This is a genomic window from Vibrio sp. TH_r3 (assembly GCF_033101115.1).
GTDB lineage: Bacteria > Pseudomonadota > Gammaproteobacteria > Enterobacterales > Vibrionaceae > Vibrio.
In genome coordinates, this window is sequence record NZ_JAWMPW010000021.1 from 1 (window position 1) to 20,656 (window position 20,656).

Here is a 20,656-nt window from a genome sequence, read left to right on the forward strand (position 1 = left end):
ACTTGAGAAACGTGCATAAAAAAATCCGATAAATAGGGTCTATCGGATTTTTACATGTTGGTAGGATCATTCAACTGATCTGCCGATTATTATCTTAACTGATCGGCATTACTGCCAAAGCAGTGTTTTTTATCACTCAAATAAAATTACACATCTAAGTTAGCAACTTTCAATGCATTATCTTCGATAAAGTTACGGCGAGGCTCAACTTGATCACCCATCAAGGTAGTAAATAGTTGATCCGCTCCAACAGCATCATCGATTTTAACTTGCATCATACGACGAGTTTCAGGATCCATGGTTGTTTCCCAAAGTTGATCTGGGTTCATCTCACCTAGACCTTTATAACGTTGTAAGCTCAAACCTCTACGCGATTCTTTTTTCAACCACTCTAAAGCTTGTGCAAAGCTGGTTACTTCTAAAGTACGTTCACCACGCTTAATGTAAGCACCAGCTTCAATTAACCCTTCTAATGCTTCAGATAAAGACGCCAATTTAGCGTATTCTTTGGTTTCTAATAGATCTAAACCAATCACATATTCATGTGTCACGCCATGTGTACGAATGACTATTTTAGCCAAAGAAACATTCAGTTCTTCGTGTCTTTCTACTTCAAGACTATATTGACTCGCACCAGTTTCTTTTTCTTTTAGTTGTTCAACTAAACGTTTACCCCACGCTTCAACTTGGCTTGCATCTTGACTCATTTCAACTGTTAGGCGAGGAACATAAACCAATTCATGTACAAGAGCACGAGGATAACGACGAGTCATACGATCAACAAGCTTCATACCAGCATTGTACTGCTGTACTAATTGCTCTAACGATTCACCAACAATCGCGGGTGCATCTTTATTAACGTGTAATTCTGCATTATCAAGAGCCAATGAAACTTGATACTGATCCATCGCATCTTCATCTTTAATATACTGCTCTTGCTTACCTTTCTTAACTTTATAGAGAGGTGGTTGGGCGATATAAATATAACCGCGCTCAATAAGCTCAGGCATTTGACGGTAGAAGAATGTAAGCAACAACGTACGAATATGAGAACCATCAACGTCGGCATCGGTCATGATGATGATGTTATGATAACGCAGTTTATCTGGATTATATTCGTCACGGCCAATACCACAACCAAGAGCGGTGATCAGTGTGGCAACTTCTTGAGAAGAAAGCATTTTATCAAAACGTGCTTTTTCTACGTTAAGGATTTTACCTTTAAGTGGTAGTATTGCTTGGTTCTTACGATTACGCCCCTGCTTGGCTGAACCGCCAGCAGAGTCCCCTTCCACAATATAGAGTTCAGAAAGAGCCGGATCTTTTTCCTGACAATCAGCAAGTTTACCCGGTAAACCTGCAAGATCTAATGCACCTTTACGACGTGTCATTTCTCTTGCTTTACGAGCCGCATCACGAGCACGAGCCGCATCAATGATCTTGCCACAAACGATTTTAGCTTCACCTGGGTTCTCAATTAAGAACTCAGACAGTTTTTCGCCCATAGCCGATTCCACTGCTGATTTCACTTCAGATGAAACCAACTTATCTTTTGTTTGACTAGAGAATTTAGGATCAGGCACTTTAACGGATACAACCGCAGTTAAACCTTCTCGTGCATCATCACCAGATGTCGCTGTTTTAGCTTTTTTAGAGAAGCCTTCCTTATCCATAAAGCTGTTCAATGTACGAGTTAATGCTGAACGGAAACCAGCTAAATGGGTACCACCATCTTTTTGCGGAATATTGTTGGTATAACAAAAAATATTCTCTTGGTAACCATCATTCCACTGCATTGCTACTTCAACAGTAATACCGTCTTCACGTTCAAAATCAAAATGAAATACTTTCTGAATAATAGGCGTTTTATTGGTATTTAGGTAATCAACAAATGCTTTAGTACCGCCTTCGTACATGAAGTGGTCCATTTTGTCTTCTTCTCGCTCATCAATCAATTTGATTGATACACCAGAGTTAAGAAACGACAATTCTCGTAAGCGTTTGGCTAAAATTTCGTAGTGAAATTTAACGTTAGTAAACGTTTCTTCACTTGGCCAAAAACGAATAACCGTACCAGTTTTGTCAGTATCACCTGTAACAGCAAGTGGCGATTGAGGCACACCATGAGAGTATGTTTGCTTGTGAACTTTTCCTTGACGATAAATAGTCAAATCAACCTGCTTAGACAAAGCGTTCACTACCGAGACACCTACACCATGCAAGCCTCCTGATACTTTATAGGAGTTATCATCAAATTTACCACCAGCATGCAATACTGTCATGATAACTTCTGCGGCAGACACTCCCTCTTCTTCGTGAATTTCTGTCGGAATACCACGACCGTCATCACTAACAGATACAGAGTTATCCTCATGGATGGTAATGATAATATCATTACAATGTCCTGCCAACGCTTCATCGATGGAGTTATCAACAACTTCGAAAACCATATGGTGGAGACCGGTACCGTCATCCGTGTCGCCAATGTACATTCCAGGACGCTTACGTACAGCATCCAATCCTTTCAGTACTTTAATACTCGATGAATCGTAATTTTCTGCCATGAGTTACTCTCTATTAGGGCTATCAGCCCGCTTATCAATACACTCTATTTTGCCATGTTCCACATGAAACATCCTGCCATTTTCGTCGTACATTTCTTCGATTTGGCTGGCGGTAATAGAACTTACAAAAACTTGTGCCCCCGTCTGTTTTAAACACGTTGCTAAACTTGCTCGACGTTGGCTATCTAATTCAGAGGCAAAATCATCTATCAAATAGAGACATTGCTTTCCTGTCACTTGAGTTAAATGTTGACCTTGTGCAACACGTAATGCACATACCATCAATTTTAACTGACCACGCGATAACACATCTTCAACCGGTGTGTTATTCACTTTAATTTTTAAATCTGCTTTATTCGGACCACTAAAGGTATATCCAAGTAGTTGATCCCTCTCGAAGTTTTTTTCGAGAATGTCTGCATAAGAGGTATTTTTTTCCCAACCACGATAATACGTTAATTTGATATCAAATTCTGGTAAAAAACCTCGACAAATCGCTTCTGCAACACATTTTAACTCATCGATATAAGCATTTCGCCATTTATCAATTTTTTCCGCAAGTTGAGCTAACTCTTGATCCCAATAGCTCAGCTCTTTATAACTTCTTGCTGATTTCAACAGCGCATTTCTCTGTTTGGCTAAACGTTTTAATCTACCCCATGCATCATAAAAACTCGACTCAGTGTGAAATACACCCCAATCCATAAATGCTCTACGATGTTTAGGACCTTCCGTTAATAAGTCAAATCCTTCAGGATGGATCAGTTGCAATGGCAGCACTTTTGCTAGTTGTGCAAGCTTTTGTCCTGATTGACCACCTATTTTAACTTCTGTTGTACCATCACGCTGTTTGTTTAAACCAACAGGCAGTTCAAAATGGTCAGCATTACGTAACTTTCCATGAATAAACAATTCTGACCGATCATTTTGAATTACACGGCCAGTTAACGAGCTCTTAAAAGATCGTCCGTGACCAAGCATGTATATCGCTTCAAGAACGCTAGTCTTCCCACTACCGTTAGGGCCAATAATAAAATTGAAGCCTGCCGATAGGTCTATATCACAAGCTTCGATATTCCTAAATTGTCGAACCATTAAACGGGTTAAAGACATCTATTTATCGTTTTCAACTATAACCGAATTGGCATAACAACATACATAGCGCTGTCATCGTCGACATTCTCAATTAACGCACTTGCGTTGGCATCAGACATAGAAACCCTTACCTTTTCACAACGTAATGTTCCTAACACATCCAGGACATAACTCACGTTAAAACCTATTTCTAAGTCTTCGCCTTCAAAGTTAACATCCAATAATTCTTCGGCTTCTTCTTGTTCTGGATTATTAGCAGTAATACGCATTTCACTACCGTATAAATTAACTCTTACTCCACGAAATTTTTCATTGGATAAAATGGCAGCACGAGAAAAAGCTTGTCGAAGTTCATCGCAACCAGCTTCTAATGTCTTAGTGGTACTTTGCGGCATAACCCGTCGATAATCAGGAAAACGACCATCAACCAATTTTGAAGTAAAAATAAAATTATTCACTTCTGCACGTATATTCGATTGGCCAATTTGTAACGTTACTGTATTTTCGGGTGCATCTAACAAGCGAACTAACTCTTGAACCCCTTTACGTGGAACAATCACTTGTTGTGAATTAACATCAGCATCAAGAGTGGTCTGAGAGACTGCCATTCTGTGTCCATCGGTGGCAACAGAACGTAGTGTAGAACCGTCAAGTTCAAATAGCATACCATTGAGATAATATCGAACATCTTGATTAGCCATTGAAAATTGAGTTTTTTCTATAAGCTTACGAAGTTCATTTTGTGAAAGTGTAATTTCAACCTCACTTTGCCAATCTTCAATATTTGGGAAATCAGCAGCTGGTAAGGTTGCTAATGAAAAACGGCTTCGTCCAGAACGGATTTGCAACCGCTCATTATCCAAAACGACCGTAATAATGGCATTATCAGGCAGCCCACGCCAAATATCTAAAAACTTACGTGACGGAACAGTAATACTTCCAGCTTCGAATTCACCCTCAAGATGGATTCGAGCAACCAGTTCGACTTCTAGATCCGTCGCTGTCATAGATAAGGTATTGTTTTCGACTTTTAAAAGTATGTTACCTAAAATTGGTAATGTAGGACGCCCACCCAAAGCACCTGATACTTGCTGTAATGGCTTGATAAGATGGTTGCGATCAATGGTAAATTTCATAATATTCTCTTTTCGACTTACCGTACTATTAAGAAGAAAGGGTACGAATTAAATTCGAATAATCTTCTTTTATATCGTGGCTCTCTTCACGCAGTTGTTCTATTTTTCTACAAGCGTGCAATACTGTCGTATGATCACGGCCACCAAAAGCATCACCTATTTCTGGCAAGCTATGATTTGTTAATTCTTTTGCTAGCGCCATCGCTAGCTGGCGTGGTCTTGCCACTGAACGTGAACGGCGTTTAGATAATAAATCAGCAACTTTAATTTTATAATATTCTGCTACTGTTTTTTGAATATTATCAATAGTGACGAGCTTCTCTTGTAAAGCAAGTAAATCTCTTAACGCTTCACGAACAAAATCAATGGTAATTGGACGACCGGTAAAATTAGCATTAGCAATAACGCGGTTAAGCGCCCCTTCTAATTCACGCACATTTGAACGTAAACGTTTAGCAATAAAGAATGCTACTTCATCAGCTAAATGAATCTTATGGTCTTCCGCTTTTTTCATTAATATCGCGACACGTGTTTCTAATTCTGGAGGTTCGATAGCAACCGTTAACCCCCAACCAAAACGTGATTTTAAACGATCTTCCACCCCATGAATCTCTTTAGGGTAACGATCGGATGTCAAAATAATTTGCTGGTTACCTTCTAAAAGCGCATTAAAGGTATGAAAAAATTCTTCTTGAGAACGCTCTTTATTAGCGAAAAACTGAATATCATCAATGAGTAAAGCATCCACGCTACGATAGTAACGTTTAAATTCCTCAATCGCGTTGTTTTGCAAAGCTTTAACCATATCTTGCACAAAACGCTCAGAATGCATATACACTACTTTTGCATTAGGTTTATTTTCTACAATGGCATTACCTACTGCATGCAATAAGTGTGTTTTACCTAAGCCTGTTCCACCATATAAAAATAATGGATTATAAGCCGCACCTGGATTACCAGCCACCTGACGAGCCGCGGCTAAACCTAATTGGTTAGATTTACCTTCAACAAAATTATTAAAATTATGCTTATGATTAACGTTAGAACGATGATTAATTTCAACTAATTCAGATTCATCATCCCAAGTTTTGTGCACTGACCGGCGAGCTTGAAGTTGTGCTGGAGCAGAAGATTCAGCTGCAACATCGGCTTTTGTCTTGGTAGGAACACGAGGAACAGTAGAAGCAATAGAAACGGGTTTACTGCCTACTTCAAATCGGAGGTTGGGTATATCGTTACCACAAAACTCTTTTAATAGACGATTGATACTATTTAGATACCTATCACGTACCCAATCTAAAACAAATCGATTTGGTGCAAATAGAGTCAGCGTATTATCATCCAATTCAGCTTCCAGCGGCCTTAACCACATACTAAATTCTGTCGCTGATAACTCTTCTTGTAGTTGTTGCAGACACTGTAACCATAGCGAAGATGACACTGTTACCCCACGATTATTTTTATGACTTGGAAAAGGACGGCAATTTTACTCCTTGTAAGACAAGATCGCCAGTAAATGATCGCTGATCCAGTGAATAAGATCTAAGTTATTCACATTTTTAATTTTTATATACCTAAAAACCACAGGATCTTCATAAAAATAAGCTATGTAACCATTTATTAAATAAATCATTTTTTAGTTATCCCCACAATTCACAGAGATCAGAGTAAAAAGCTTAATAATCTTAGTTATTTCTAATAACATCTGGTTATTATGTACATAAGAACATTTGCCAGTATTATGCATTCTATCAAACATAGAGGATTTAACAGAATGAAACACTGGTTTAGAAACTTATTCACACTTTTAGCACTATCTACATCTTTCGCTCAAGTATCTTATGCTGCAACTGACGTTAAAGTTGGTATGTCAGGACGCTATTTTCCATTCACTTTTGTAAAACAAGATAAATTGCAAGGATTTGAAGTGGATTTATGGGATGAAATTGGTCGTAGAAATGACTACAAAATTGAGTATGTGACTTCAAACTTTTCTGGCCTATTTGGTCTTTTAGAAACCAATAGAATTGATACTATCTCAAACCAAATCACCATTACTGATGTCCGCAAAGCAAAATATCAATTTGCCGACCCTTATGTAATTGATGGTGCACAACTAGCAGTACGTAAAGGAAGAGATGATATTCAAAGCGTAGACGATTTAGAGGGTAAAACCGTAGCAGTAAACCTTGGTTCTAACTTCGAGCAAATTTTACGTGATTACGATAAAGAAAACAAAATTAACATTAAAACCTACGATACAGGTATCGAGCATGATGTTGCCCTAGGACGTGCTGATGCATTTGTAATGGATAGACTTTCTATCTTAGAAGTAATCAAAAAAACTGGATTACCTTTACAACTTGCAGGTCAACCGTTTGAAACAATAGAAAATGCATGGCCTTTTGTTAAAAACGAAAAAGGCAATATCCTTAAAGCAGAAGTAAACCAAGCATTAAGTGCTATGAGAACAGACGGTACACTTGAAAAAATATCTGTGAAATGGTTCGGTTCAGATATAACCAAAAAATAACAACTAGATAACTAATACTTCCGCGTAGGAAAAGCTAATGCCTTTTGATTTCAATTATATGCTCGAACTTCTACCTATATTACTTAAATACTTAGGTACCACAATGGAGATGGCGATATGGGGATTATTTTTCTCTTTAATCCTTTCTATTGTTATTGCTAATATTCGGGTTTTTTCCATTCCAGTACTGGATCAATTAAGTCAGTTATACATTAGCTTCTTTCGTGGGACTCCTCTGCTTGTGCAGTTGTTTCTACTATATTATGGATTACCGCAAATATTCCCTATTTTAATAGGTATTGATGCATTTTCCGCTTCTATTATAGGCTTATCTCTGCACTTTTCCGCTTACATGGCAGAAAGTATTCGAGCCGCTATTATCGGTATAGATAGAAGTCAAATGGAAGCAAGTTTATCAGTAGGTATGACAACCAACCAAGCAATGAGAAGAATCATTCTGCCTCAAGCCGCTCGGGTCGCTTTGCCTTCTTTAATGAACTATTTTATCGATATGATCAAATCAACTTCGCTTGCCTTTACCTTAGGTGTAGCAGAGATAATGGCCAAAGCACAAATGGAAGCGGCTTCTAGTTTTAAATTTTTTGAAGCTTTTCTTGCTGTCGCTCTTATCTATTGGGTAGTTGTGATTATCTTAACAAGGGTACAAATTTGGGCAGAATTTAAACTCAATAAGGCATATCAACGATGATAAAACTAGATAATATCCATAAAAAGTTTGCTGAAACACCAGTACTTTCCGGAATTAGTTTAGAAATAAAGCAAGGTGAAATCATTGTTATTATTGGCGCAAGTGGTACCGGAAAATCAACACTACTTAGATGTTTAAATTTTTTAGAAACCGCTGATGTGGGACAAATTACCATTGATAATGTTTCCGTTAATGTAGAACAACACACCAAATCAGAAGTATTAGCTTTACGTAAAAAAACCGGATTTGTTTTTCAAAACTACGCACTTTTTGCCCATTTAACGGCAAAACAGAATATAGCAGAAGGATTAATTACAGTTCGAAGATGGAAAAAAGAACAAGCTTATCAACGTGCTCAACAAATTCTAGACAACATAGGCTTAGCAGACAAAGCGGAAAGCTACCCTGCGGCTTTATCTGGTGGACAACAACAAAGAGTGGGCATAGGTAGAGCCATGGCTTTGCAACCTGAACTCTTGTTATTCGACGAACCCACTTCCGCACTCGATCCTGAATGGGTAGGCGAAGTTCTCAGTGTAATGAAACAACTCGCCGCTCAACAACAAACCATGTTAGTTGTGACTCATGAAATGCAGTTTGCTCGAGAAGTAGCGGATCGAGTTATATTCATGGCTGAAGGTAATATCGTTGAACAAGGTTCTCCACAAGATATATTTACTAATCCACAAGATAGTAGATTACAAAAGTTTTTAAAAAACGTCGGGATCCAATAAAGATCCTTGAGCTTTGCTCCACACTACGTATAATCCGTCGACCGGAATAAAATAGCTTTTAAAGCCGAACAGTTATTGACTCTTTGATAGTCAGTGATTACAATTCCGCCTCTTTGTTGAGAGGCGTCGGATATATATTCCCACGCCGGGTTTAACAAGAACCTATAAACTACTGATCAGTAAAGGTATAAACATGAAACGCACTTTTCAACCTTCAGTTCTTAAGCGTAAGCGCTCTCACGGTTTCCGTGCTCGCATGGCAACTAAGAACGGTCGTAAAACAATAAATGCACGTCGTGCTAAAGGCCGTGCGCGCCTTTCAAAATAATTCGCGATTATTTTGAATTCGTACGCGTTCTATCGGGAGTTACGTCTGCTAACTCCCGAACATTATAAAAATGTATTCCAGCAAGCACACAGTGCAGGCTCCCCTCATTTCACTATTATTGCTCGTAAAAATACTCTTCCACACCCTCGTCTAGGTTTAGCTGTTCCGAAAAAACAAATTAAAACCGCTGTTGGTCGTAATCGCTTTAAACGCCTTACTAGAGAGAGTTTCCGCCATAAACAACATCAGCTACCCAATAAAGATTTTGTTGTAATAGCAAAGAAGAGTGCTCAAAACCTGAGTAATGAAGAAATGTTTAAATTATTAGATAAGTTATGGCATCGGCTTTCTCGCCCTTCACGTGGGTAGCTATTGGCTTAATTTATATATATAAGTGGGTTATCAGCCCGCTTATAGGCCCACGTTGCCGTTTTACACCAACGTGCTCTACATATGCGATAGAAGCATTAAAAATGCACGGATTTGTAAAAGGTAGTTGGTTATCTGGCAAACGTCTATTAAAATGCCACCCTTTGAATGAAGGGGGTTTCGACCCCGTTCCACCGAACCAAGATAAAGACAGAGACAAATAACGATGGATTCTCAACGTAATATTCTGCTTATCGCTTTGGCACTGGTTTCTTTTTTGTTGTTTCAACAATGGCAAGTTGAAAAGAACCCACAAGCTCCACAGCAAGTAGAACAAGAACAAAATAACGGTACTCTACCAGCACCATCAATTGCTAATGAGCTTGATCCTACCCCGGGCCAAGGACAATCAGCAAAACTAATTACGGTAACAACTGACGTTTTGACTCTGTCAATTGATACCTTTGGTGGTGATGTTGTTTCTGCGCAATTAAATCAATATGCGAAAGAAGAAGATTCGGAAGAACGATTCGTACTTCTTAAGAACGATGTTGATCATACTTATATTGCACAAAGTGGCTTAGTTGGTCCGCAAGGAATTGATTTAAGTAGTTCTAGTCGTCCAAGTTACTCAACCAGTGCCGATTCATTCACACTGACTGATGGCCAAGACGAAATTCGTGTGCCACTTTCATACACGGCTAACGGCATTAATTACGTTAAGACATTCGTATTAAAACGTGGGCATTACGATATTGATGTAACTTACGATATAGATAACCAATCTGGTAATAATGCTACCGTTGGTATGTATGCGCATTTACGCCAAAACGTTATGGATGATGGTGGAAGTTTAACCATGCCAACGTATCGTGGTGGTGCATACTCAAGCCAAGATACTCGCTACAAAAAATACAGTTTTGATGATATGCAAGATCGTAATCTTTCTATCAACTTAACAGATGGTCAAGGTTACGCCGCTATGCTTCAACACTACTTTGCAAGTGCTTGGATTCCACGTGAAGCGCCTGGATCAAACCTATATACTCGCGTTATTGGTAATTTAGGCGATATTGGTGTTCGTATGCCAAATAAAACCGTAGCGAGTGGTGATAATCTTCAGCTAGAAGCAACCCTTTGGATTGGTCCTAAACTACAGAAAGAAATGGCAGCAGTTGCACCAAGTCTAGATCTGGTAGTTGATTATGGCTGGTTGTGGTTCATTGCCAAGCCGCTGCATTGGTTACTTTCAATGATTCAGAGTGTCGTGGTTAACTGGGGTCTATCTATTATGATTCTAACTTTCGTTGTTCGTGGTGCGATGTACCCATTAACGAAAGCACAATACACTTCTATGGCTAAAATGCGTATGCTCCAACCTAAGCTTGCCGCTATGCGTGAGCGTATTGGTGACGATCGCCAACGTATGAGCCAAGAAATGATGGAATTGTATAAGAAAGAAAAAGTAAACCCGCTTGGTGGTTGTTTACCTATCTTCCTACAAATGCCAATATTTATTGCATTGTACTGGTCTCTAATGGAATCGGTTGAGCTTCGTCATTCGCCATTTTTCTTATGGATAACGGATCTATCGGCTCAAGACCCATACTACATCCTCCCTATTTTAATGGGTGCAAGTATGTTTATGATCCAAAAAATGAGCCCGACAACCGTTACGGATCCAATGCAGCAGAAGATCATGACATTTATGCCTATTATGTTTACAGGTTTCTTCCTGTTCTTCCCATCAGGCCTTGTTCTTTACTGGTTGGTTTCCAATGTCGTTACGCTTATCCAGCAGACTATTATTTATAAGAACCTGGAAAAGAAAGGCTTACATTCTAAGTGACAGTAAATAAATACTAAGAAAGGCGGCCTAAAGGTCGCCTTTTTAGTTTTAGCTGATTACAATCCATTCGATTACGTCAGTGAAAATAATGTATTTTCACTGAATTGTTATTTAGTAAGGTTGGTATAACCAATTGGGTAATAATAAGATGATTAAAGATACAATTGTCGCTCAAGCGACTGCACCTGGACGTGGTGGTGTTGGTATTATTAGAGTATCAGGGCCTAAAGCATCAGTAGTTGCTGAAGCAATAACAGGTAAACAACTTAAAGCCCGCTACGCAGAATATATCGCCTTTAAATCAGAGGATGGTACAGAATTAGACCAAGGTATAGCTCTGTATTTCCCTAACCCACACTCATTTACTGGTGAAGATGTATTAGAGCTACAAGGTCATGGTGGCCCTGTGGTTATGGATATGCTGATTAAGCGTATTTTACAAATTGACGATCTCCGCCCTGCACGCCCTGGTGAATTCTCTGAACGTGCATTTATGAACGATAAAATGGATCTTACGCAAGCAGAAGCGATTGCTGATCTTATTGATGCAAGTTCAGAAGAAGCAGCACGCTCCGCTTTACAGTCACTACAAGGTCAATTTTCTAACAAAATAAAAACGTTGGTGGATTCACTAATCTATCTACGAATTTATGTTGAAGCAGCCATCGACTTTCCTGAAGAAGAAATAGATTTTCTTGCTGATGGAAAAGTAAGTACTGACTTACAAAATATAATAGATAACTTACAGGCAGTAAAAGTAGAAGCTAATCAGGGTTCAATTATGCGTGAAGGCATGAAGGTAGTTATAGCTGGCCGACCCAATGCAGGAAAATCAAGTCTTCTTAATGCACTGTCAGGAAAAGACTCAGCCATAGTTACCGATATTGCAGGTACAACACGCGACGTATTACGAGAGCATATTCATATCGATGGAATGCCAATCCATATCATTGATACCGCAGGTCTTAGAGATGCTTCTGATGAAGTAGAAAGAATTGGTATTAATCGAGCGTGGGAAGAAATATCTCAAGCCGATCGAGTTTTATTCATGGTAGATGGCACGACCACTGATGCCACCGATCCAAAAGAAATTTGGCCTGACTTTATAGATCGATTACCCAGTAACATAGGAATGACAGTGATCCGAAATAAGGCGGATCAAACAAATGAAAGTCTTGGTATTTGCCATGTAAACGACCCTACACTTATTCGATTATCAGCCAAGACTGGTGAAGGTGTCGATGCTCTAAAAAGCCATTTGAAAGAGTGTATGGGGTTTACCGGAAGTAACGAAGGTGGATTTATGGCCAGAAGACGCCATTTAGAAGCATTAAACAAAGCAGCAGAACACCTTTACATTGGTCAGCAGCAACTAGAAGGTTTCATGGCAGGCGAGCTCCTCGCTGAAGAATTAAGGATATCTCAACAGTACCTTAATGAAATTACTGGTGAGTTTAGTTCCGATGATCTACTGGGTAAAATTTTCTCTTCGTTCTGTATAGGTAAATAAATTTATTGTTAACTTTTATCAATAATTAACAGTAAGTACTTACTCGTTACTTTATTTCAAGCTTTAATAGTAATAAACGCTTTAACGGTCATAGCCCTATTCACCTAGGTTTATGGTTTATGGCCATTTTTCTACCTTTCCCATCCTAAATAAGAAAAACTGGAACCCTCTGATTTTAAAAATACTATAAACTAAAAAGAGCCGTACAGAGAAACGTAAGTTCTCCTTATCTACTCCAATATAAGTAATAATAATCAACCTTTTATTCCTAACTTTGAGTAAATCCTGCATTTGAGAGCATATACCCAAAAATAGCATTGAATCATTACTAGCTTCATTTAATACTAACGGATAGAAATATAATAAAAGGAAAAAACTAATGATTCACATTATAACCGGCAGCACATTAGGTGGTGCTGAATACGTGGGTGATCACCTGAGTGATATCTTGCAACAAAACGGAAGAGAAACAACGATCCACAATAATCCTAACTTAGAAAGTATTCCGAACGAAGGAACATGGCTAGTCATCACATCCACACATGGTTCAGGTGACTATCCTGATAATATCCAACCTTTTATCAACAGCCTATTAGCTACTCCACCTAAAATGACTGATGTGAAATACGCTGTGATCGCAATAGGAGATTCTAGTTATGACACCTTTTGTGCTGCGGGTAAACATGCCTTTAATCTATTAGAAGATATAGGTGCCACACCAATTACGGACTGTTTTTTGATAGATATTCTACAACAACAGATCCCTGAAGATTCAGCAGAAAAATGGTTAAAAGATATGATAGATCATGTATAACCTTAATCTCTTTATTGGTATATTCATCGGTAATTCGTTATTTTTTATTCATACTTGTGGATAAGTTATCCTCATTTTCAATCAAGGTTATTCTTTTAATAAAACCCATTTTGTGGATAACTATAGTTAATTCCGGTGGTTAAGCTATAGTTATCCAAATAATAACTTTTTTATTCGCATCTATTTGTTAATAACTAATCATTTAGATCCCAGCTAATCCTCTCTTAGATCCAAGCAAGATCACAAGAAACGATCATGCAAAACTCCCTGATCTTGTTGATCATTTTGCTGTTACCCACAAGATCATGCTTTCTTAATAATAGATCCAATAAAAGATCTCTATATAGATCCTTATATATATTCATATAGATAACACGGTTTAAAATAGTGTTAAATAGATTTTCTACTCACTACAAAAAAGGTAGAATAGCGCTCCTTTTTTCATTCATGTTCTAATTAGAAATACCTTAAGGTCATTCCATGCTTTATCACGAAAAATTTGATGTCATTGTAATTGGTGGAGGACACGCTGGAACGGAAGCCGCATTAGCCTCAGCAAGAACAGGTATAAAAACACTATTATTGACCCATAACATTGATACTTTAGGTCAAATGTCTTGTAATCCTGCTATTGGTGGTATAGGTAAAGGACACTTAGTCAAAGAAGTGGACGCCTTAGGTGGAGCGATGGCACAAGCCATTGATCAAGCTGGAATTCAATTTAGAACACTTAATGCCTCTAAAGGGCCTGCTGTAAGAGCAACTAGAGCACAAGCTGATAGAGCACTTTATAAAACAGCAATCAAAAATAAATTAGAAAACACGCCTAATTTAACGTTATTCCAACAAGCAGCTGATGATTTGATTGTAGAAAATGATCAAGTGGTGGGAGTCGTCACTCAGATGGGACTTAAAATCCACGCTAAAGCGGTTGTATTGACTGTTGGTACATTCCTTGGTGGGAAGATCCATATAGGAATGGAAAGTTCTTCAGGAGGTCGTGCAGGCGATCCTCCTTCAATCGCGCTTGCCGATCGATTACGTGAATTACCATTACGAGTTGATCGTTTAAAAACAGGAACCCCACCTCGTATTGATGTTAATAGTGTCGATCTATCTGTATTAGAAGTTCAACATGGTGATAACCCTACTCCTGTATTTTCATTTTTGGGAAATCGCGCCCAACATCCTAGGCAAATTCCTTGTTATATCACTCATACCAATGAAAGTACTCACGATGTAATTAGAGCTAATTTGGATCGAAGCCCTATGTATGCAGGCGTTATTGAGGGAATAGGTCCACGTTATTGCCCATCTATTGAAGATAAAGTTATGCGTTTTGCTGATAAAAATAGCCATCAGATTTTTATCGAGCCTGAAGGACTAAACTCAACAGAACTCTACCCCAACGGAATTTCTACCAGTTTGCCTTTTGATATACAAGTCAAAATAGTTCGATCTATGAAAGGTTTTGAAAACGCTCATATTGTTCGACCAGGTTACGCAATAGAGTATGATTTTTTCGATCCAAGAGATCTCAAACAAACCTATGAAAATAAATTTATCAAAGGTCTTTTCTTTGCTGGTCAAATTAACGGTACAACCGGTTACGAAGAAGCCGCAGCTCAAGGGTTAATGGCAGGATTAAATGCAAGTCTATTTACTCAAGACAAAGAAGGGTGGAATCCACGTCGTGATGAAGCCTATATGGGCGTACTTATTGATGATTTATCAACAATGGGTACAAAAGAACCATATCGGATGTTTACTTCGCGTGCGGAATATCGCCTATTGCTTCGAGAAGATAATGCGGACCTACGTCTTACAGAAAAAGGACGAGAATTAGGCTTAGTTGATGACGATCGTTGGGCACACTTCAATCAAAAAGTCGACAACTTAGAAAAAGAGCGACAGCGTCTAAAAGATATATGGGTTAATCCAAATACTGATGGAATAGAGCAACTTAATGCCGTATTGAAAACGCCTTTAGTACGAGAAGCAAGTGGTGAAGATCTACTCCGTCGACCGGAAATTACCTATAAAAAACTGACGGATCTTGCGCTGTTTCAACCCCCTTTACAAGATGTTCAAGCTGCCGAGCAAGTAGAAATCCAAGTGAAATATGAGGGGTATATCCAACGTCAAAAAGATGAAATAGAAAAGTCATTGCGCCATGAAAATACTAAGTTACCTGTTGAGCTTGATTATCAACAAGTTCAAGGGCTTTCTAATGAAGTTGTTGCAAAACTCAATGAAGCCAAGCCTGAATCGATCGGTATTGCATCTCGTATTTCTGGTATTACCCCTGCCGCTATTTCTATTTTGCTTGTTTATTTGAAAAAGCAAGGTTTGCTCAAAAAAGGGGATGAATAATTGGATTTATTGAAAGAAAGATTAAACGATCTTATTAACGAAACCGATCTTGTTGTTAATACTCAGCAACAAGATCAGCTTGTAGGTTACGTTAAAATGTTAGATAAATGGAATAAGTCTTATAATTTAACCTCTGTTCGTAACCCAAAGGATATGTTAGTTAAACATATTCTTGATAGTATAGTTGTTAGCCCATATTTACATGGTGACAGACTGATTGACGTAGGAACGGGGCCGGGCTTACCTGGAATACCTTTGGCTATTATGAATCCAGATAAAACATTTTTTCTACTGGATAGCTTAGGTAAGCGTATTCGTTTTATAAAGCAAGTGGTGCATGAATTAGGAATAAAAAATGTCACTACAGTCCAAAGTCGGGTTGAAGAATTTCAGCCTGAAGAAAAATTTGATACAGTTTTAAGTCGAGCATTTGCGTCTTTGAGCGATATGGTAGAATGGTGTCATCACTTGCCTAAATCAAATTCAGGACAATTTCTTGCGTTAAAAGGCATACTTTCTGAAGCTGAGATTGAACAGTTACCAAAGTGGTGTAATGTGATCAACGTCACAACGTTGAATGTTCCTGAGCTAGAAGGTGAGAGACATCTTGTAACCTTAGCCAAGGTGGAAAAGTAGAGAGGTTACAGTGGGAAGAATTATAGCAATTGCTAACCAAAAAGGTGGAGTCGGTAAAACAACGACTTGCGTAAACCTTGCCGCCTCTATGGCCGCAACAAAAAGAAAAGTTTTGGTTATCGATCTCGATCCACAAGGAAATGCCACAATGTCGAGTGGTGTGGACAAATATCAAGTGGATTCGACAGCTTACGATCTTTTAGTTGAAAACGTGCCATTTGAAGATGTGGTTTGTAAATCCACCAGCGGAGGGTTTCATCTTATTGCCGCTAATGGTGACGTCACAGCTGCTGAAATAAAACTTATGGAAGTTTTTGCACGCGAAGTTCGGCTAAAAAATTCATTAGCTTTGGTTCGTGATAACTATGATTTCATCTTTATTGATTGTCCCCCAGCCTTAAATCTACTTACAATCAATGCAATGGCCGCTGCAGATTCTGTATTAGTTCCTATGCAATGTGAATATTTTGCACTAGAGGGCTTAACCGCTTTAATGGATACCATTAGTAAGTTAGCAGCAGTGGTAAATGAAAATTTGAAGATTGAAGGGTTACTACGGACCATGTTTGATCCACGTAATCGTTTATCAAATGAAGTATCAGATCAACTTAAAAAGCACTTTGGTGACAAGGTCTACAGAACCGTTATTCCTAGAAACGTACGTTTGGCAGAAGCACCAAGTCATGGTCGCCCTGCTATGTACTACGATAAGCACTCTGCTGGCGCGAAAGCTTATTTGGCTCTAGCTGGTGAAATTCTTCGTCGTGAAGAAGTACCAGCATGACAGAAAAACAAAAGGGATAACGATAATGTCTAAACGTGGTTTAGGAATCGGATTAGATGCTTTATTAGCAACCAGTTCTCTTGCAAGAGAAAAAGAAAAAACAGCATCTAGTAGCCAATCTATTTCAGTTAATGGTGATTTAGCTGAACTTCCGATTACAAATTTAAAGCCTGGTGTATATCAGCCTCGTAAAGATATGTCTTTAGAGGCTCTTGAAGAACTATCTGCATCGATAGAATCTCAAGGAATTATTCAACCAATCGTTGTTCGACAAGTTGATAATCAATTTTATGAGATAATTGCTGGTGAAAGACGTTGGCGCGCAGCTAAGCGTGTTGGGTTAAAACAAGTTCCTTGTATTATCAAAAATGTTGCTGATAATGCTGCTATCGCGATGTCGCTTATTGAGAACATTCAGAGAGAAGATCTGAATGTTATAGAAGAAGCACAAGCTTTAGAAAGGCTACAAGATGAATTTCAACTAACACATCAGCAAGTTGCTGATGTGATAGGAAAATCTAGAACAACGGTAACCAATTTACTTCGACTCAATCAATTAGATGACTCGGTTAAAAATTACGTAGAGAAAAAGCATCTTGATATGGGCCATGCCCGTGCCTTATTAGTTCTAGATACAGATAAACAGGGTGATGCTGCAAAAATTATTGCCGATAAAAATTTAACGGTACGTCAGGCTGAACAGTATGTAAAAAAATTACTGTCACCCAAAACTGACCAAAATAAAGTAAAAGATGAAGAAGCCTGTGCTATATCAGATAGGCTAAGTCAGAAAATTGGCTCAACAGTGAACTTGACTCGTGGAGCGAATGGAAAGTCTAAAATGACCATTACATTTGACGAACCTGAAAAATTAGAACAACTAATTAAATTATTGGAAACACACTAGTATTATTATTTGTTACTAAATATTAAAAATCTAAAGATGTTGTCAATTTAACTATTTGTTACAAGGTTTATTGCTAAAGTTGTAGGTTTGTAAACAGTTTTGTTATTTAATGACGCGTTTTTATTGCAAATGTAGTTATCAAACGTATAATTTTTTTCGGTTTTTCCAAGCTCATTTATAATGGTCTATTTGGAGTTGGTATAAAGGTATGAATACATGGTAGCTAGGCTAGTTCAACCAGGGCGAAGGCTTGCAAAGCGTTTGTTATTGATTCAATCTAGCGTGGTTACATTTGTGGCAGCAGGGATGGCTATGGCCGTAAGTGTTGATTGGGGAGTTTCTGCGTTCATAGGTGGCGGCATTTGTGTGCTTGCTAACGCTGTTTTCGCGCTATTTGCCTTTATGTTTAGTGGAGCTAGGGCTGCAAAAGCAGTCGCTGCTTCATTTTATACAGGTGAAGTACTGAAAGTTCTTATAACGGTTGTTCTTTTCTCTGTGGCTTACATGTATATGCAGGTGGAACTTGTTCCCCTGAAACTAACCTATTTGTTGGCATTAATTATTAATATATTTTTGCCAGCGCTATTCATTAACAAAAAAAAAATAGGATGAGTTATGGCTGCGCCAGGTGAAGCGCTAACAACGGCCGGATATATTGATCACCATTTGACTAATCTATCACTTGCTAATATTTCAGAGCATTTTGATTTGGGTTGGCAAATAACGGAGACCAGTTTCTGGAACGTTAATATCGATAGCCTGTTTTTTTCTGTGTTTACTGGGTTGATATTCCTTGGAATATTTCGTTCGGTAGCAAAGAAAGTAACAGTAGGTGTACCGGGTAAGCTGCAATGTGCTGTAGAAATGGTAATGGAATTTGTCGCCGATAACGTCAAAGAAACATTCCATGGACGCAACCCATTGATAGCGCCTTTAGCACTGACTATCTTTTGTTGGGTATTACTAATGAATATCATGGATTTAATTCCAATTGATTTCTTACCGTATCCAGCAGAACATTGGTTAGGTATCCCTTATTTAAAAGTGGTTCCCTCAGCTGATGTCAATATCACGATGGCTATGGCTCTAGGTGTTTTCTTCTTGATGATTTACTACAGCATCAAGGTGAAAGGTCTAGGCGGGTTTGCTAAAGAATTAGCTTTACATCCATTTAATCATCCAGTGATGATACCGTTTAACTTACTACTTGAAGTTGTTTCGCTGTTAGCAAAACCACTTTCACTTGGTATGCGTTTATTCGGTAACATGTTTGCTGGTGAGGTTGTATTTATTCTTATAGCGGCAATGTTACCGTGGTGGTTACAGTGGTTAGGTGCTCTTCCATGGGCAATTTTCCATATTTTGATTATTTTGATTCAAGCATTTGTATTCATGATGTTGACTATCGTTTATTTGTCGATGGCACATGAAGACTCGGATCATTAAATTAATTTTAATAAAGCTTTTTTTAGGCACATATAAGCCAACAACTATAAATTGGAGATAGTAATGGAAACTTTACTGAGCTTTTCAGCAATCGCCGTAGGTCTGATCGTCGGTCTTGCTTCTCTTGGTACAGCGATTGGTTTCGCAATTCTAGGTGGTAAATTCCTTGAAGGTGCTGCGCGCCAACCAGAGATGGCTCCTATGCTACAAGTTAAGATGTTTATCATCGCGGGTCTACTTGATGCGGTTCCAATGATTGGTATCGTAATAGCACTACTATTCACATTCGCTAACCCATTTGTTGGTCAACTAGGTTAATCAATAGAACAAAGTAAGCACTTTGTTGTTGAATAGCATTTTTTCGTTGGTGAACAAAATAGAGGGGTAGCTGTTGTGAATATGAACGCAACTCTGCTAGGTCAAGCAATAGCATTTGCACTGTTTGTGTGGTTCTGCATGAAATATGTATGGCCACCAATTATCGAAGCTATCGAAGAGCGTCAGAATAAAATAGCTGACGGTCTTTCTGCTGCTGAAAGAGCAGCAAAAGACTTGAATCTAGCTCAAGCCAACGCTTCTGAGCAACTAAAAGAAGCGAAGCGCAAGGCAACTGAGGTCATTGATTCAGCGAATAAACGTAAAGCTCAAATTCTTGATGAAGCTCGTGAGGATGCTCAGGCAGAACGCCAGAAAATTCTTATGCAAGCAGAAGCAGAAATTGAAGCAGAACGTAATCGCGCGAAAGATGATCTGCGCAAACAAGTTGCTACTCTGGCTTTAGCTGGTGCAGAGAAAATCCTAGAGCGCTCTATCGATAAAGATGCGCACAAAGATATTCTTGACAACATTACTGCGAAACTTTAAAGCGA

The 20,656-nt window shown here is 38.6% G+C and carries 21 protein-coding genes; 17 read left to right on the forward strand and 4 right to left on the reverse strand.

Features of this window, described 5'->3' with window-relative positions; genetic code table 11:
• Positions 1 to 146: 146 nt before the first annotated feature.
• From gyrB to dnaA, 4 genes are read right to left on the reverse strand one after another with little or no spacing between them, the layout of a single operon-like run.
• Positions 147 to 2,564 carry a DNA topoisomerase (ATP-hydrolyzing) subunit B gene (gene gyrB, locus R3X26_RS14910; protein WP_317718118.1) on the reverse strand — a complete coding sequence of 806 codons (2,418 nt, stop codon included), beginning with the start codon at positions 2,562 to 2,564 and terminating at the stop codon, positions 147 to 149.
• 3 nt (positions 2,565 to 2,567) lie between these two features.
• Positions 2,568 to 3,677, reverse strand: a complete 1,110-nt coding sequence (gene recF, locus R3X26_RS14915) for a DNA replication/repair protein RecF (RefSeq protein ID WP_317718119.1) — start codon at positions 3,675 to 3,677, stop codon at positions 2,568 to 2,570.
• A gap of 17 nt (positions 3,678 to 3,694) precedes the next feature.
• Entirely contained in the window at positions 3,695 to 4,795 is a 1,101-nt protein-coding gene (gene dnaN, locus R3X26_RS14920; protein ID WP_317718120.1) for a DNA polymerase III subunit beta, read from the reverse strand.
• Positions 4,796 to 4,823: 28 nt separating this feature from the next.
• Positions 4,824 to 6,236: a chromosomal replication initiator protein DnaA gene (dnaA, locus tag R3X26_RS14925; RefSeq protein WP_317718121.1), complete on the reverse strand. Its 1,413-nt coding sequence runs from the start codon at positions 6,234 to 6,236 to the stop codon at positions 4,824 to 4,826.
• A 333-nt stretch (positions 6,237 to 6,569) separates the two neighbouring features.
• On the opposite strand from dnaA, the gene R3X26_RS14930 reads away from it, so the two are divergent.
• From R3X26_RS14930 to atpF, 17 genes are all read left to right on the forward strand, one after another.
• Positions 6,570 to 7,328, forward strand: a complete 759-nt coding sequence (locus R3X26_RS14930; protein ID WP_317718122.1) for an amino acid ABC transporter substrate-binding protein — start codon at positions 6,570 to 6,572, stop codon at positions 7,326 to 7,328.
• Between the two features lie 37 nt (positions 7,329 to 7,365).
• Positions 7,366 to 8,037: an amino acid ABC transporter permease gene (locus R3X26_RS14935; RefSeq protein WP_317718123.1), complete on the forward strand. Its 672-nt coding sequence runs from the start codon at positions 7,366 to 7,368 to the stop codon at positions 8,035 to 8,037.
• Complete coding sequence (locus R3X26_RS14940; protein ID WP_317718124.1) at positions 8,034 to 8,771, forward strand: amino acid ABC transporter ATP-binding protein; 738 nt, start codon at positions 8,034 to 8,036, stop codon at positions 8,769 to 8,771. Before R3X26_RS14935 ends, R3X26_RS14940 begins: the two co-directional genes overlap by 4 nt.
• Before the next feature lie 193 nt (positions 8,772 to 8,964).
• Complete coding sequence (rpmH, locus tag R3X26_RS14945) at positions 8,965 to 9,099, forward strand: 50S ribosomal protein L34 (RefSeq protein ID WP_272132512.1); 135 nt, start codon at positions 8,965 to 8,967, stop codon at positions 9,097 to 9,099.
• 12 nt (positions 9,100 to 9,111) lie between these two features.
• Entirely contained in the window at positions 9,112 to 9,468 is a 357-nt protein-coding gene (gene rnpA, locus R3X26_RS14950; protein ID WP_317718125.1) for a ribonuclease P protein component, read from the forward strand.
• Positions 9,435 to 9,692, forward strand: a complete 258-nt coding sequence (gene yidD, locus R3X26_RS14955; protein WP_317718126.1) for a membrane protein insertion efficiency factor YidD — start codon at positions 9,435 to 9,437, stop codon at positions 9,690 to 9,692. The genes rnpA and yidD overlap by 34 nt, the downstream gene beginning before the upstream one ends.
• A gap of 2 nt (positions 9,693 to 9,694) precedes the next feature.
• Positions 9,695 to 11,317, forward strand: a complete 1,623-nt coding sequence (gene yidC / locus R3X26_RS14960) for a membrane protein insertase YidC (protein WP_317718127.1) — start codon at positions 9,695 to 9,697, stop codon at positions 11,315 to 11,317.
• A 148-nt stretch (positions 11,318 to 11,465) separates the two neighbouring features.
• Positions 11,466 to 12,827, forward strand: coding sequence for a tRNA uridine-5-carboxymethylaminomethyl(34) synthesis GTPase MnmE (gene mnmE, locus R3X26_RS14965; protein ID WP_317718128.1), 1,362 nt, complete (start codon positions 11,466 to 11,468; stop codon positions 12,825 to 12,827).
• A gap of 379 nt (positions 12,828 to 13,206) precedes the next feature.
• The gene (mioC, locus tag R3X26_RS14970; protein ID WP_317718129.1) at positions 13,207 to 13,641 is read left to right on the forward strand and encodes an FMN-binding protein MioC; all 435 of its coding nucleotides are present in this window, start codon (positions 13,207 to 13,209) and stop codon (positions 13,639 to 13,641) included.
• 480 nt (positions 13,642 to 14,121) lie between these two features.
• Entirely contained in the window at positions 14,122 to 16,014 is a 1,893-nt protein-coding gene (gene mnmG, locus R3X26_RS14975) for a tRNA uridine-5-carboxymethylaminomethyl(34) synthesis enzyme MnmG (protein WP_317718130.1), read from the forward strand.
• Complete coding sequence (rsmG, locus tag R3X26_RS14980; RefSeq protein WP_317718131.1) at positions 16,015 to 16,650, forward strand: 16S rRNA (guanine(527)-N(7))-methyltransferase RsmG; 636 nt, start codon at positions 16,015 to 16,017, stop codon at positions 16,648 to 16,650.
• A gap of 10 nt (positions 16,651 to 16,660) precedes the next feature.
• The gene (locus R3X26_RS14985; RefSeq protein ID WP_317718132.1) at positions 16,661 to 17,434 is read left to right on the forward strand and encodes a ParA family protein; all 774 of its coding nucleotides are present in this window, start codon (positions 16,661 to 16,663) and stop codon (positions 17,432 to 17,434) included.
• A 25-nt stretch (positions 17,435 to 17,459) separates the two neighbouring features.
• Positions 17,460 to 18,341, forward strand: coding sequence for a ParB/RepB/Spo0J family partition protein (locus tag R3X26_RS14990; RefSeq protein ID WP_317718133.1), 882 nt, complete (start codon positions 17,460 to 17,462; stop codon positions 18,339 to 18,341).
• Between the two features lie 216 nt (positions 18,342 to 18,557).
• Entirely contained in the window at positions 18,558 to 18,953 is a 396-nt protein-coding gene (locus R3X26_RS14995) for a F0F1 ATP synthase subunit I (protein ID WP_317718134.1), read from the forward strand.
• 3 nt (positions 18,954 to 18,956) lie between these two features.
• Positions 18,957 to 19,787 carry a F0F1 ATP synthase subunit A gene (gene atpB / locus R3X26_RS15000; protein ID WP_317718135.1) on the forward strand — a complete coding sequence of 277 codons (831 nt, stop codon included), beginning with the start codon at positions 18,957 to 18,959 and terminating at the stop codon, positions 19,785 to 19,787.
• Positions 19,788 to 19,850: 63 nt separating this feature from the next.
• Positions 19,851 to 20,105 (forward strand): F0F1 ATP synthase subunit C, encoded by a 255-nt coding sequence (atpE, locus tag R3X26_RS15005; RefSeq protein ID WP_244358802.1) that lies wholly within the window; start codon positions 19,851 to 19,853, stop codon positions 20,103 to 20,105.
• Positions 20,106 to 20,180: 75 nt separating this feature from the next.
• Positions 20,181 to 20,651, forward strand: coding sequence for a F0F1 ATP synthase subunit B (gene atpF / locus R3X26_RS15010; RefSeq protein ID WP_317718136.1), 471 nt, complete (start codon positions 20,181 to 20,183; stop codon positions 20,649 to 20,651).
• Positions 20,652 to 20,656: the final 5 nt, after the last annotated feature.

What these genes read in the sequence shown, in the direction of transcription:
- mnmG (WP_317718130.1), top strand. Translation starts at nt 14,122, where the DNA reads ATGCTTTATCACGAAAAATTTGATGTCATTGTAATTGGTGGAGGACAC.
- yidD (WP_317718126.1), top strand. Translation starts at nt 9,435, where the DNA reads ATGGCATCGGCTTTCTCGCCCTTCACGTGGGTAGCTATTGGCTTAATT.
- R3X26_RS14930 (WP_317718122.1), top strand. Translation starts at nt 6,570, where the DNA reads ATGAAACACTGGTTTAGAAACTTATTCACACTTTTAGCACTATCTACA.
- yidC (WP_317718127.1), top strand. Translation starts at nt 9,695, where the DNA reads ATGGATTCTCAACGTAATATTCTGCTTATCGCTTTGGCACTGGTTTCT.
- mnmE (WP_317718128.1), top strand. Translation starts at nt 11,466, where the DNA reads ATGATTAAAGATACAATTGTCGCTCAAGCGACTGCACCTGGACGTGGT.
- R3X26_RS14940 (WP_317718124.1), top strand. Translation starts at nt 8,034, where the DNA reads ATGATAAAACTAGATAATATCCATAAAAAGTTTGCTGAAACACCAGTA.
- mioC (WP_317718129.1), top strand. Translation starts at nt 13,207, where the DNA reads ATGATTCACATTATAACCGGCAGCACATTAGGTGGTGCTGAATACGTG.
- rpmH (WP_272132512.1), top strand. Translation starts at nt 8,965, where the DNA reads ATGAAACGCACTTTTCAACCTTCAGTTCTTAAGCGTAAGCGCTCTCAC.
- atpB (WP_317718135.1), top strand. Translation starts at nt 18,957, where the DNA reads ATGGCTGCGCCAGGTGAAGCGCTAACAACGGCCGGATATATTGATCAC.
- recF (WP_317718119.1), bottom strand. Translation starts at nt 3,677, where the DNA reads ATGTCTTTAACCCGTTTAATGGTTCGACAATTTAGGAATATCGAAGCT.
- gyrB (WP_317718118.1), bottom strand. Translation starts at nt 2,564, where the DNA reads ATGGCAGAAAATTACGATTCATCGAGTATTAAAGTACTGAAAGGATTG.
- dnaN (WP_317718120.1), bottom strand. Translation starts at nt 4,795, where the DNA reads ATGAAATTTACCATTGATCGCAACCATCTTATCAAGCCATTACAGCAA.
- R3X26_RS14935 (WP_317718123.1), top strand. Translation starts at nt 7,366, where the DNA reads ATGCCTTTTGATTTCAATTATATGCTCGAACTTCTACCTATATTACTT.
- R3X26_RS14990 (WP_317718133.1), top strand. Translation starts at nt 17,460, where the DNA reads ATGTCTAAACGTGGTTTAGGAATCGGATTAGATGCTTTATTAGCAACC.
- atpE (WP_244358802.1), top strand. Translation starts at nt 19,851, where the DNA reads ATGGAAACTTTACTGAGCTTTTCAGCAATCGCCGTAGGTCTGATCGTC.
- R3X26_RS14995 (WP_317718134.1), top strand. Translation starts at nt 18,558, where the DNA reads ATGGTAGCTAGGCTAGTTCAACCAGGGCGAAGGCTTGCAAAGCGTTTG.